Consider the following 14169-nt stretch of genomic DNA (forward strand, 5'->3'; position numbering starts at 1 on the left):
CAATAGAAGAAAGAAGAATAAATATGAAAAATGAAGTATTAAATATCATTGAAGAAGTTGCTGGCACAGATGAGTTTCGTGAAGACTTAGATATGGATCTTTTTGAAGAAGGCATTCTTGACTCTATGAGAGCCATTATGCTTATTGTTGAGCTTGAAAATGCCTTTAGTTTAAGTTTACCACCTTCTGAAATGGATCGTGACGACTGGAATACAGCAAATAAAATTGCCGATCGTATCAAGGAAAAGATGGATGAAGAAAGATAAGGTACTTCAAGAACTCGCACCTTTAGTTGCGGCCCTTACTTTGCTAGCGATACTCATCTTTTCTCCTCTCACGGTTTTCCCTAAGTTTAATAAGCATGAACTTGATGAGTTTGCGACTGATCCTAAAAATCGGACAGGCTTTGTAAGCTATGCGATTAAATCACAAGCATTCTCTAACCCGCATTATCTGCCAATTTTAGGCTCTTCTGAGCTGGAACATATTGATCCTTTTCATCCAAGTAGTTTCTTTATGAAAAATAATAAAGGTTTTACGCCTTTTCTAGCAGGTCAACCCGGAACCCAATCCTTAACACACTTTTTCTATCTGAATTCTGTTGAAAAGCAATTGCATAACCGTAAGATTGTTTTTATCATCAGTCCACAATGGTTTACACGTAAAGGTATTGGTACACCTGAGTTAAGTCAATTTGTTTCTAAAGGTGAAATATATGCGTGGTTACAATCTGCCTTACCAAAAGATGTCGCGACACAAAAACTCGCTCAACGCCTCTTGAATTTTAAAGATTTTCCTGAGGATATTGTTATTACTCATGCACTAAAAACTCTAGCAAATGGTAAAAAAATCGACAGTATAAACCAGATTTCAATTCAGCTTGCAAATCAGTTCTGGACGAAACAAGATTCTCTTTTTACGGGCTTATCAAAGCTCAGCGGTAGGCAAGAAAATTCATACGAAAAGATAGAGCGAATCAGTAAACAATTACCAAACACAAAAGATTTTGAAAAACTGGATCAAGCAGCATACGAACGAGGAGCTGCAAATTCAGCAAATAATGAATTTCAAATTGTTGACCATGTGTGGTCAAGAAATCTTCAAAAGGTCTTTAAAGAACGTAAAGGTGTGATGAAAGAAGTGAGTTACCTGAGAAGTCCGGAATATCTTGATTTTCAGCAGCTTTTAAATCAATTTGCAAAAAATAATAATGATGTCCAGTTCGTTATTCCACCTGTAAATGGAGCATGGTACCAGTATACAGGGCTCTCATATGAGATGTTACAGGAGTTTAGCGCCAAAATTAAATATCAACTTAACAGCCAAGGTTTCCATCACATTTATGACATGACAAATAAATTCAATGAAAAGTACTATATTGGGGACACTATCCACTTGAATAATCGTGGTTGGGTGGCTTTAGACAAAAAAATCGAGGAATTTATGAAACATCCAACTAAAACAGCATATAAGATAGACAATGCTCAATTTCTTAGCACAGAATGGGCCAATGGAGATAAGGAAGCTTCTCTTAATAGATAAAAAATAAATTAAAAAACGACAATATTCAATTGTCGTTTTTTATTTGTCCGATTTCTTGGACATGTTCTCATTTTTTATGATAGAAAATGCTTAATTTACTCTATTTTATTCTATGAAGTTAAAAATCGTCTACTCAATCTAATATTAAAAACATTTGGACTTATCCCTCTATCTTTGTATTATTAAATTAGGAGAAAGAGAAAAAATTTAAAGTAATTATCATTTTACTTTAATGTTTAATCTTTTTTAAACTAAAGAAAAAGGAGGGAAACGAAATGTTGCAAACAAAGTGACATCTATTTTTGATTTTTTCTAAAAAAGTTCATTAATTCAAAATAAAAAGGAGTAGAAACATGAAAACTTTAAGACAAGTATTGAAAGGGCTTGTGTTGGCGATAGTACTTTCGGTATTAATTATCTCCGGGATGCGATTAAAAAATACCTTGAGTCGAGTGAGTGCGGATAGAGTTGATAAGAAAATAGATCAAAAAGTGGCACCCATACGAGATAAGAATAACAACACAGCTCAAATTTTAGAAAAAGAGGCATGGTGGACAGATCAAGAAGCTTATGAAGCTAACTTACTTTTAAAAGTTAATGGCTCGAGTCTTTCTGGGCCGATGGATGTCGTTTTTGTTTTAGACCGCTCAGGTAGCATGGATATGACTTATACCGATAATGCTAATGCGGATGGTTATAAAGGATATCCTTTATTCTCCAGCTCTTGCTTAAACCAGGAACATTTCTACCTTGAACCACTTCATGAAGGACAGGAACCTGAAGCAAACGCAGATAAATCAAAAGTTTATGAGAATAGTGATAACACCCTCACAGTTTATAACGCGGATGTTGATAAATGGGAAGTGATCAGCACTACACCAGTTCATCTTTTTGAACAATTCACTCAAGCTACAGCCAAATATATCCCTTATCATTTTAAGAAAGAAGGTGAGAAATTTGTCCGGATTAGTCGTTGGGATGCTACAGCAAAGGTAGCTGGAAAAACAGAACCTGGGGTTTGGGTACATGGTGATGAAGACCAAGGTTGCTATGACCGATGGATGTTATCAAAAGAAGCCATCTCAGAAGTAACCAATCAGTTACTCCAAGAGCATCCGGAAAACAGAGTAGCTCTAGCACCATTTTCAATCCGTGATTCCTCAATGGTTACCCATTTAAATTATAATTCGCAACGAATGAAAAATTTTAGAGATAATCTTGTTTTAAAAAATAATGAACATGGCTACTTTGGCCCAAGTACGGGAACAACCATTGAAGCCGACGGTTCAATCAGTGGTGTCTATAACTCTACTGTCGGTTGGAAGGGCAGCATTGCTGAAAACAAGGCAGCAATTGATGATATGCTTCCTCGTCTGTTCACAACGCCACAAACAGACTATCAATATGGATTGAGTATGGCATATAATCTACTCCAATCACGTAGTGATGAAGCTAAGGCAACCAAAGGCGCAATGGTCGTCTTCTTATCTGATGGTGTTCCTCAGAGTACTGCTACAATGCGAGCTGGCTGGTCAGGTGGCGGCCCCATTGTATCTTTCGGCCAAACAGATGGTAGGATCCTGGCAATGTCCGCTGCTATTACCAGCGATGAGCCTGTAGAAGTAGAGGGTGCACCAACAGGAACATATCAACGACATGATATCAACCCAAATTATCTAAAACTTATTGAAGGAACAACCTATGAGGTTGCTGGAATGGGTGCAGAGATGTTAACAGTAGATTATATGGCTAACAGTGCTATCCTAAAGACCATGGCAAATGACTCGCAAAATTATTTTGAAGTTCCAGCCGATAATGTTGGGGCAGGCAAGAGATATTTGAGCGATTTACTGCTTAATTCTACGCTCTTCCCAGGTGGGCGAGATTCTGTTCTTAGAGATAAAGTGAGTCAATATTATTATGTTCCAGAAAATGCTACTCTTCCTCAAGGAGTGACAATTGAAGGAAACTATGAGGACAAAGGTGAAGAACAGACGATTGTCTGGGAGTTAGGAGATCTTTATGATTACAGTCCCGATGGATATCCTGCCGTAAATATTCCGCTAGTATTAAAAGAAGAATATCGTCAGGTTTCACAGGATACTTACTACCCAACAAATGCAGATACAAGTGATAAAGCCGTGGATATTTTGGATCCTGAACGAGGAATTGACGATGAAGATACAGGCGCAAAGCTCTATTATACAGACCCTCATAATCAAAAACGTTACGATACTATTGGCACACCAAAGCTTGCAGTCAATCCACCTGCAGTAAAAAGTACTAGTTACCAGATTCAAGCTGAAAAACTATTGAGCGGACGTTCTCTTTTAGCGGGAGAGTTTACTTTCGAGTTGCTAGACAGTGCGGGGGGAGTCATTCAAACCGTACACAATGATGCTTCAGGAAAAATAGTATTTTCACCAATCACTTACACTAATACTGGAGATTATGATTATACAGTGAGAGAGAAAGTTGGTTTGGATAAGACTATTGACTATGATGCTGCCAATTATAAAGTAACTGTTAGCATCAAGGAAGAAGCAGGGAATCTTGTTGCTACAGCTACAGGAGATGCAGCGATACAGTTTAAAAATAGTTATCAACCGCTTGGTACAGAAATTCATTTGCAAGCAACCAAAGAACTTGTCGGTAAGAAACTGACAGATCAGGAATTCACGTTTGAATTAGTCAATGCTTCAAATCAAATTATTCAAACGGCTAAAAATGATGCTTCAGGACAGATTCGCTTTGATAAGCTAGCTTATACAAAAACAGGAAGCTACGATTACACGATTCGGGAAAAGGCTGGAGTAGATCCTCAAATTACCTACGACACTAAATCCTATAAGATTCATGTCGAAGTATCAGACCAAAAAGGAAAACTTGTCGCATCTGTAAGCTATGAACAAGAGCCAAAATTTAAAAATATCTATCTTGAGGAAAAAAGATCATCATCTAAAGATGATGAACTAAAGGGTTTGACTGAAAAGAAGAGACCACAGAAAAAAATCTTACCAAAAGCAGGAGAGTTTAACAAGACAGCCGCTATTGTTATCGGCATCGGTTTAATTTTAGTTGGATTTGTAACTCTCTTGATGAGAAAAGTTAGACGAAATAGAAAGTAGAACTGTAAAAAAGACAAGTGAATGCTCGTCTTTTTTATAATTTAAAAATATTTTACTCAACGCCTATCTAATCTAAAATCTTTGAGATAAAAAGTTATTGAAAAATATTAAAATAAAAGGCAATATTACATATTTCATAATAAAATAATACATAAAATGTTATTTTATTATATTGTAAATAGTTTGCATGATAAACTAGTAATAGGTACTCTTAAAAAGTTAAGTATTTTAATAAAAACTAAGAAAATTATGGGGGAATTATGATGAAATGGTTTCAATTATCAAAGGTAGATATATTAAAGAAGCTTCAAGTTGAAGAAGATATCGGGTTAACAGAAGGCGAGCGAAAAAATAGATTATCAGAAAATGGTTTCAACTTATTATCTGGAGAAAAGGCAGAAGGAAAATTAAAAAAGTTTTTCAAACACTTTAATGATTTATTAATCTATGTGTTACTTGTGGCTGCATTACTTAAAGGAATCAGTCAAGACTATATCGATATGTTTATCATTTTAGTTGTTGTTGTCATTAATGCTTTGATTGGTTTTATCCAAGAGTCAAAGGCAAGTAACTCTTTAGATGGCCTCACGAGTTTAATGGGGACAGAGGCAACTATTCTAATTAGTGGCGAGAAAAAAGTTGTATCAACAGACTCTTTAGTAAAAGGTGACATCGTGTTGCTTAACTCAGGAGATATTATTCCAGCTGATGTAAGAATTTTAGAAGCTTATAATTTAGTTGTAGATGAGGCAATGCTCACAGGTGAATCAACTCCTGTACAAAAAAATGCTGCTTCTATTTCAACTGAAGCAGACTTGGCAGATCGTGTTAATATGGGATATTCAGGATCATTAGTAAACAGTGGGAGTGGTAAAGCAGTTGTTGTTGAAACAGGGGACAATACAGAGATAGGAAAAATCAGTGTCCATCTGAAAGAAGTTGGCGTTACGGAAACACCTTTAATTAAAAAGATGAAGTACTTGAATAAACAAATTTTCTTTATTCTCTTAATACTCATCGTTTCATTAGTTGTTTTTAGTTTTTTCCATCGGGATTTCACGTTTGAAGAGGCAATTTCGTGGATTATTTCACTGGCAGTATCTTCTGTTCCTGAAGGATTACCCGCAGTTCTATCAATTATTTTGTCTCTTGGTGTGACGCGTATGTCTGCAAAGAAAGCAATCATTAAAAAAATGCCAGCAGTTGAGACATTGGGGAGCATGGAAGTTATCTGTTCCGATAAAACAGGAACACTGACTAAAAATGAAATGTCCGTGCTGACAGTTTTAACTAAGAAAAAGACCTTTGAAAAGAATCAAACTGAACAGTGGAAAGATGATCTTAATACTTTTAATGAAGATGATCAGCTAAAGAAATTAGTTGAAACTGCTATTTACTGTAATGACACAAAAATTGATTACCATAACGGGCAAAGGACTGTCATTGGTAATCCGACAGAGGCAGCATTATTAGAGTGGGCTTCTCATATGGAAATTACACAAGATGAAAAAGTACTGTATAAAATTCCGTTTGATTCCTCATACAAATATATGGCTACTCTAGTCGATGTAGATCATCAACGCTTTATTTACTTAAAAGGAGCGCCAGATGTTTTACTTGGAATGGTCGATTATCAATTTGGAGATAATACAACAGAAAATCTTGATCCTAAACTCTGGGAAAAAATGATATCTAAGCAAGCAAAAAAAGGGCAACGTATACTTGCTACAGCTATGAAGGAAGTTTCTTCTGACCAAAAAACAATTACACATGAAGATTTGAAAGAGGATATGGTTCTGGTCGGAATGTACGGTATTATTGATCCACCAAAACCATCTGCAATAGAAGCGATTAAAAAGAGCCACCGTGCAGGTATCTCTGTGAAGATGATTACCGGAGATCATAAAGATACAGCTGTCGCAATTGCGAAAGAAATTGGATTAAAAAATACTGATAGTGCTATCACAGGTAAAGATATTGAACTGATGACAGATCACGAGTTATCCGAGGTAGTACTTAAAAACGATGTTTTTGCCCGAACAACGCCAGAACATAAATTACGACTAGTCAGTGCTATAAAATCGCATGGTAAAATTGTCGGAATGACAGGTGATGGTGTGAATGATGCTCCAGCTCTTAAAAAAGCAGATATTGGTATCGCGATGGGGCAAAAAGGAACACAAGTTACAAAAGATGCTGCTGATATGGTCTTGGCAGATGATAATTTTGCTACCATTTCAGATGCAGTGCGTGAAGGAAGACGTGTCTATGATAACTTAAAAAACACAATTTACTTTTCTTTACCAACAGCATTTGCTCAAGGTTTGTTAGTTGTGGTATCCATATTAATTGATCGTCCATTACCATTGACGTCAATCCAAATTCTGTGGTTAAATATGGTCACAACAATTACACTTTCTTTTGCATTAGGTTTCGAAAAAGAAGCACCTAATGTCATGGATAGACCGCCACGTGATCCAAACGAAAATATTTTAAGCCGTTATGCTATCTTTAGAATGTTCTATGTTTCTATTCTTTTAGCTTCTCTTGGATTTTTAGTCAACAATATTGTCATATCTATGGGAGTATCAACACCTGTTGCTCATACTACTCTTTTAATGACCCTCGTTTTCGGACAAGTATTTTATATGATAAATTGTCGAAGTATATCAAAATTCTCTATCGATCAAAACATGTTCAAGAACCGGGTGCTCTGGCTATCTTTGCTGGTTTTATTAGTCCTACAGCTTGCTATAGTCTATATCCCAACAATTAGTAATGCTTTAGGCACGACAAGTATCGGGATTAATAATCTCATTTATGCTTTTCTGGCTGGGCTTACAGTTTTTATTGTAGTAGAAATAGAAAAGATCATTTCACATCGTCTCTTTAAAAATTTATTGTAGAAAACAGAATGATTGATTTTAGTGAATGTCAAAATAAAAAGCTACTGAAGAGCTAAGTTCAGTAGCTTTTTTATTTTTTAGACTAGCCTCGCTTCATATATAAAAGTGGGTAAGGGTTTCCTTGCTCATCAAACTCCGTTCTTTTATAGACTTCAAAGCCCATATATTCATAAAAACCCTTAGCGCGTGGATTCTGTTCATTCACAGCAAGATCATTAATGGAGTATTTAGTAATTCCATACTCAAGAAGTTTCTTACCATAGCCCTTACCTCTTTCCTCAGGTTCAATAAAAAGCATCTCTAGATGATTGTCGACAATTCCCATAAAACCGACAAGCGTATTCCTATCATTTTTTAAAAGAATTAAACGAGGGATTTCTTTTAGAGCCTGAGGCACATATTTTTTAATTTCACTTATTTCATTATCTGAAAGGAAGAGGTGTGTAGCTCTTACAGAACTTTCCCAAACTACCAATAATTTTTCTACTAAATCTTCAGATCTGTCTTTTAAGTCAACATCTACGACTTTCATTCTATTATGCTCCTCAATACAATCTTATGTCTCATCCTAACATATGATGAAGCATATTTCAATTTATAAAAGTAAATCCTATCTCTCTTCCCGCAAGAGTTTTGGGCAGTCTTGGTATACCTGTTTTGCAATATCAACAGTCTTTTTAAGTATATTGTTGATATATTTTTATATTAATTTGTATATTATGATATAATATTCAATAAAATTAAAATAATTTAGGAGTTTTTAAATTTATGGAAAAAACCATTATCCCCAAAAACTATAAATCAACACTGGATATCTATGATACACAGACAGCAATTGGATTTATTAAACGTTGTTTTGAAGAAGCACTGACAGGAAGCTTAAAACTAAAAAGAGTATCTGCCCCCCTTTTTGTTGATGATCATTCGGGATTAAATGATAATCTGAGCGGAAGCGAACGACCTGTAATATTTGATATTCCAGCATTGAATAATAATAATGGAGAAATAGTACACTCTTTAGCAAAATGGAAAAGAGTTGCGCTCAAACAATATGACTTTCACGTGGGGAACGGCCTTTACGCCGATATGAATGCCATTAGACGTGATGAAGAGTTAGATAATCTTCACTCTATATATGTTGACCAATGGGACTGGGAACGAGTGATTTCAAGGGAACAAAGAACTCTTGATTACTTAAAAGAAACAGTTCAAGGTTTAGTGAATGCTATCGCTGAAACATCGAGTCGTTTGCATACCAAATACCCAAAAGTAGAAACAGTCATAGATACAAATGTTTCTTTCATTACAAGTCAAGAATTAGCAGATCTTTACCCGGAGTTAACATCAAAAGAAAGAGAAAATGCTTATATTAAAGAGCATCCAACAACTTTTATCTTACAAATTGGGGATTTATTAAAGCATGGTAAACCACATGATAACCGAGCACCAGACTATGATGATTGGACTTTAAATGGTGATTTACTCTTCTGGTATGAGCCTCTAGGCTGCGCTATAGAACTATCGAGCATGGGAATCCGTGTAGATGATAAAGCTTTACTTACTCAGTTAGAAAAGGCTAATGCTAATGATCGTTTAGCGTATCCATTTCATCAACAAGTGCTTAATAATGAATTACCATTAACAATTGGGGGTGGTATTGGACAAAGCCGTATGTGTATGTTGCTACTTGGCAAAGCCCATATCGGTGAGGTGCAAGTTTCTTTATGGGACGAGGAAACAATCAAGGCTTGTAAAGATAAAATTTTTTTACTATAAAAGTAATTTTTTACAAATTGCATTTTATAATAAAATCCTGACATTGGATTAATCTCAACAATGTTGGGCTTTTTTTGAATAGATGTGATATGTAGAGGTTTCTATGAACGGTAGTCTGGTAGTCTTTCTAATGTGATGCTTTCTTAAGAGTATGTCACTAGCTAGTCCTCTTTATATTGATATCCTCAATATAAAACGTTGTTTATTGTTGGATATTAGTGTATAATATTGAATATATCAATATCATGTGGAGGTAAGAACCACAATTGATAAAAAGATGATACAAGTGGTAGGAGAGCTTCTTAGAGTTCAAAAAGTCCTGGGAGTATAGGAGGAAGAAGAAAATGGTAATATTAATAACTAAGAATAGTAGTTCATCTTGTAGGAATGCTAGAGCGTGGTTAGAAAATCACCAGATAGACTATCAAGAGATAAACATAAGCCGTCATCCTTTTAAACTTACTCGAGAAATTTTGATTCAAATATTAAGTTTAGAAGAGGAAGGTTTATCTGCATTATATGGTCGTAAGAAAAAATCAGATCCAAAATACCAGTGGCTTATGAGTAGTGTGGAGGAACTGTCATTAGACTCTGCTTTAAGTTTCTTACAAAATCATCTGGAATTACTCTGTACTCCCATTATTTTTGATGAAAAACGAGTGCAGTTAGGCTATGATAATGAGAATATCAGAAAGTTCATACCAAAGGAAATAAGAAGAGTGGATGCAAGTAGTAAAATTACTCAGTTAAGGCAATTAGAGTTACTTGCAGGATGAAATTTTGTTATAGTAAAGATTTTTACTTGAAACTAAAGAAACTACCGATATCACGGGAAAGAGTTTTAAAATCAGGGCCGACCATATTGAAAAAAGCGAGGCAGGAGTTAAAGGTTTAGTACCTACGAATACAATCAACGACGAAGAAGGGAATAATATTTTTAGTATTATACCAAATAATCAAAATATCAAAGGCATCAAAGCGGGCGTTACTTGCTTTCTAAAAATTACAGATCAAAATACGTTAGCAGGTCTTGTAATCCTCAACTTTAATATAGTTAAGTAAAAAACATATGAACGTAAGGAAAAGCTTCACAATTTAAATATACTTCAAGTCTGATTAGCTTGAAGTATATTTTTTTGATATAATAGTCGACGTAGAAGTTTCTATGGACGGTAGTCTTTCGGGAGGTGATGCTTATGAAGATTTTGTAAGTGTAACCTCACAAAATATGAAAGGCGAAAAGTTTGTCTGTTTATCAGGCGCTAATGTTAATGATTGCTTTCGCAACATTAGTACTAGCATTAAATGATAAAAACAAAAAGTAACCATCCATAACTTTAGCGAGTGTTGATGATTACTTTTAATTAAAATACGGCTACCGTTCTTAAAACGGCTACAGAAGGGCTTGTTACTAGCAAGCTCTTTTTATATATTACCATTATATCATAAACATTAAATTTAACAAATAGTATAAATCGTACTTACATAAAACCCACCCATATGTTTATTCTTTCTGGAATAAGTTCATAACATAAAATATAAAGAACATTATAACCTAATATTAGGAGATGTAAATTGTAACACAAGTTTTTCGGAAAGATGTTGTATAGGTAAATATGCCAGAAAGAATAGCCAACATGGAGGTCATCCAAGATACACAGACAAAAACTAGCTATTACAGCAAACTTCATGGATGTTCACGTATATATTTTATTGCCTATCTTTATGATATAGTTTTTCTTCTAAATTCTATTGTTTTAAATAGCCTACATCATATAAAGTAAATTTAACTCATAAAATTATATAAATGGCTCAACAGTCAAGTTCAAACCTAATTATTTATAGAATGTATGATATAATTATATTCGAAAAAATTAAATAATAGGAAGAATTTATGAAACTTGCTGAGTATATAGTTTAGAGAGATCTTGGGATAACCTATGACTTCTTTCCGAAAAACTATAATATTCTTGAAAGTTTTATAAATTTATGGTATGCTTAAAGAACTATGAAACGTGAACTTCTACTTGCAAATATTGACCGCATAAAAAAACGTATGCCTGACTTCGTTTTAGAATATTATCAATCAAAGTTGAGTATTCCTTATAGCTTGACCACACTCTATCAATATCTTTTAGAGTATGAGAGATTTTTTAACTGGCTTATTGATAGCGATGTCAGCAATTCCCAAGATATTTCTGGTATTACTCTGGATACATTAGAAAACCTTGCGCGATCTGATATCGAAGGTTATATTCTCTACTTACGTGAAAAACCGCGTCAAAATAATAAATCTGGACTAACACAAAACTCGGTAAAACGCACTTTAGCTGCACTTTCTAGTCTTTTTAAATACCTTACTGAGCAAGCCGAAGGAATAAATGGTAAACCGTACTTTTATCGAAATGTTATGAAGAAAGTTCAGATTCAAAAAAATAGAGAAACATTAGCTTCACGTGCTGAGAATATTAAAGGAAAATTATTTTTAGGTGATGAGACACAAGGCTTTCTCGACTTCATTGATAACGAGTACGAAAAAAGTTTATCTAATCGTGCTCTCTCTTCTTTTAACAAAAACAAAGAGCGTGATTTGGCCATCATTGCGCTTATGTTGGCATCAGGAGTACGTCTTTCTGAAGCCGTTAATATCAACATATCGGATTTAAATATGAAGACGTTGGTTGTTGAGGTTACACGTAAAGGGGGTAAGCGTGATGCTGTGAATATCGCCAAATTTGCTGAGCTTTATTTACTCAATTACTTAGAAATACGTGAGCAACGTTACAAACCAGAAAAAAATAATAAAGCCTTCTTCTTGTCTATTTATCGCGGGCAGGCTTCGCGTATTGATGGCTCAAGCATTGAGAAGTTGGTTTCTAAATACTCGCAAGCCTTTAAAGTCAGAATTACGCCACACAAACTTCGTCATACATTAGCGACTCGCCTTTATGCACAAACCAATTCTCAAGTTCTTGTAAGTCATCAACTCGGGCATTCTTCAACACAAGTTACAGACCTATACACACATATTATTAGTCAAGAACAGAAAAATGCACTTGACGAACTATGACTAAGACTGGTAAGATTTAAGTAGACTATTAATTTAAGATAAAAACAATAATTAGAAAGAATCGAATGAATAATACTACTCTAAAAATGTCACAGCAAGAAATTATTTATGAAGTAAAATATGCCTGGAGCAGACAAAGACCAGTAAGTGTACGTTTTCTGGAAAATTCGCAAGAAACTACTTCTAAGGGTAAAATTTTTGGTATCGATTATGATTTACTTTACATCAAGGAGGAGAATGTAGTACGGAGAATCATTTTAGACGATATTTTAAGTATAACTGTATAATTTTTACATAATTATTTTTATGTAATGAGCCCTTAAACAATAAAAACCTCTAAACTAATAGAGGTTTTTTATTATTAAATTTTTTCGATAATTTGGCTTAAATCTTCTAGCGCTCGCTCAGCCACTTTAGTGTAGCGTTCTTTTTTATCACGAATGCGTGGACCATCAAGCTCTTTAACAATACCAAACGTTACATTCATAGGTTGGAAATGTTTGCTATCCGTATGTGTAATATAATATGGGAGAGCACCAATAGCTGTTGTTTGTGGGAAAACAACCTCTTCTTCGCCCTTGAAAAGACGAGCGGCATTGATCCCAGCAACCAAACCACTAGCCGCTGATTCAACATAACCTTCTACACCAGTCATTTGACCAGCAAAGAAAAGATTTTCTTGTTTTCTTGATTGGAAAGTTTGTTTGAGTAAGTTAGGAGAATCCATATATGAATTGCGATGCATCACACCATAGCGGACAAACTCAGCATTTTCTAGTCCAGGTATCATTTGGAAAACACGTTTTTGTTCTCCCCATTTAAGGTGCGTTTGGAAACCTACAATATTATATAAAGATGCTGAAGCATTATCTTGGCGCAACTGTACAACGGCGTAAGGCGTTTTAAACTGACCATCTCGTGGACCTGTATATGAATCAGGGTATTCTAAGCCAACAGGTTTCATTGGACCAAATAACATTGTTTTATATCCGCGTTTAGCCATTTCTTCAATCGGCATACAGCCTTCGAAAACTTTTAAATCCTCAAATGAGTTGAGTGGCGCCTCTTCGGCAGTGATTAGAGCTTGTTGGAAGTTGTTAAATTCTTCCTTTGTCATTGGACAATTAATATAGTCTGCTTCGCCTTTATCGTAACGCGATTTTTTATAGACCTTATCGTAATCGATTGTATTTGCATCAATGATTGGGGCTGCAGCATCATAGAAATAAAAACCATCTCCACCATTAAACTCGTGAATTTTTGCTGCTAAGGCATCACTTGTCAGTGGGCCAGTAGCAATAATTGTAATTTCTTCATCCAAGTTTGGTAAGTCTGTTATTTCACCGCGAATTACCTCGATTAAAGGATTTTTCGAAACAACTTCAGTAATAAAAGCTGAAAACTCTTCACGGTCAACGGCTAATGCACCACCTGCAGGGACTTGCGTTTTTTCTGCAGCTTGCATCATCACAGAGTCTAAGCGACGCATTTCCTCTTTCAGTAGTCCCACAGCATTGGTGATGGCTGCACCTCGGAAGGAATTTGAACAGACTAACTCGGCAAATTTATTTGTTTTATGCTGAGGTGTAGCTTTTACACCACGCATTTCGTAAAGTTTCACAGGAATACCGCATTTTGCAATTTGGTATGCAGCTTCAGAGCCAGCAAGACCTGCGCCAATAACGTTTATGTGTGTTTTTTTCATTATAATTTCCTATATTTAACATAAAATTAATTATGTAAAATG

General features: G+C 35.0%; 11 protein-coding genes. 9 read left to right on the forward strand and 2 right to left on the reverse strand.

Translation table 11 applies throughout. From position 1 onward, the window contains the following. Positions 1-23 precede the first annotated feature (23 nt). The 4 genes from dltC to VNN39_RS08345 all read left to right on the forward strand — a co-directional run bounded on the left by dltC (position 24) and on the right by VNN39_RS08345 (position 7576). A complete protein-coding gene (gene dltC, locus VNN39_RS08330) occupies positions 24-266 on the forward strand; it encodes a D-alanine--poly(phosphoribitol) ligase subunit DltC (protein WP_004257293.1) in 243 nt (80 codons plus the stop codon). Next, complete coding sequence (dltD, locus tag VNN39_RS08335; protein ID WP_339007035.1) at positions 253-1542, forward strand: D-alanyl-lipoteichoic acid biosynthesis protein DltD; 1290 nt, start codon at positions 253-255, stop codon at positions 1540-1542. Before dltC ends, dltD begins: the two co-directional genes overlap by 14 nt. Before the next feature lie 353 nt (positions 1543-1895). Next, the gene (locus tag VNN39_RS08340) at positions 1896-4670 is read left to right on the forward strand and encodes a Spy0128 family protein (protein WP_338997391.1); all 2775 of its coding nucleotides are present in this window, start codon (positions 1896-1898) and stop codon (positions 4668-4670) included. 263 nt (positions 4671-4933) lie between these two features. Next, positions 4934-7576: an HAD-IC family P-type ATPase gene (locus VNN39_RS08345; RefSeq protein WP_338998114.1), complete on the forward strand. Its 2643-nt coding sequence runs from the start codon at positions 4934-4936 to the stop codon at positions 7574-7576. A gap of 82 nt (positions 7577-7658) precedes the next feature. On the opposite strand, the gene VNN39_RS08350 is transcribed toward VNN39_RS08345, so the two are convergent. Further along, positions 7659-8108, reverse strand: a complete 450-nt coding sequence (locus VNN39_RS08350) for a GNAT family N-acetyltransferase (protein WP_338997393.1) — start codon at positions 8106-8108, stop codon at positions 7659-7661. Between the two features lie 236 nt (positions 8109-8344). On the opposite strand from VNN39_RS08350, the gene asnA reads away from it, so the two are divergent. From asnA to VNN39_RS08375, 5 genes are all read left to right on the forward strand, one after another. After that, positions 8345-9352, forward strand: a complete 1008-nt coding sequence (gene asnA, locus VNN39_RS08355; RefSeq protein WP_338997394.1) for an aspartate--ammonia ligase — start codon at positions 8345-8347, stop codon at positions 9350-9352. 344 nt (positions 9353-9696) lie between these two features. Next, a complete protein-coding gene (locus tag VNN39_RS08360) occupies positions 9697-10128 on the forward strand; it encodes a Spx/MgsR family RNA polymerase-binding regulatory protein (protein ID WP_338997395.1) in 432 nt (143 codons plus the stop codon). Between the two features lie 468 nt (positions 10129-10596). Further along, complete coding sequence (locus VNN39_RS08365) at positions 10597-10677, forward strand: putative holin-like toxin (RefSeq protein ID WP_373306140.1); 81 nt, start codon at positions 10597-10599, stop codon at positions 10675-10677. 683 nt (positions 10678-11360) lie between these two features. Next, complete coding sequence (gene xerS, locus VNN39_RS08370; protein WP_338997397.1) at positions 11361-12422, forward strand: tyrosine recombinase XerS; 1062 nt, start codon at positions 11361-11363, stop codon at positions 12420-12422. A 65-nt stretch (positions 12423-12487) separates the two neighbouring features. Then, positions 12488-12709, forward strand: coding sequence for a hypothetical protein (locus VNN39_RS08375; protein ID WP_165714531.1), 222 nt, complete (start codon positions 12488-12490; stop codon positions 12707-12709). Between the two features lie 74 nt (positions 12710-12783). Here the strand turns inward: VNN39_RS08375 and trmFO are convergent, their stop codons facing one another. Then, a complete protein-coding gene (gene trmFO, locus VNN39_RS08380) occupies positions 12784-14127 on the reverse strand; it encodes a methylenetetrahydrofolate--tRNA-(uracil(54)-C(5))-methyltransferase (FADH(2)-oxidizing) TrmFO (protein WP_339007037.1) in 1344 nt (447 codons plus the stop codon). Positions 14128-14169 lie beyond the last annotated feature (42 nt).

It is taken from the genome of Lactococcus formosensis (genome assembly GCF_037892375.1).
Taxonomy (GTDB): domain Bacteria; phylum Bacillota; class Bacilli; order Lactobacillales; family Streptococcaceae; genus Lactococcus; species Lactococcus formosensis.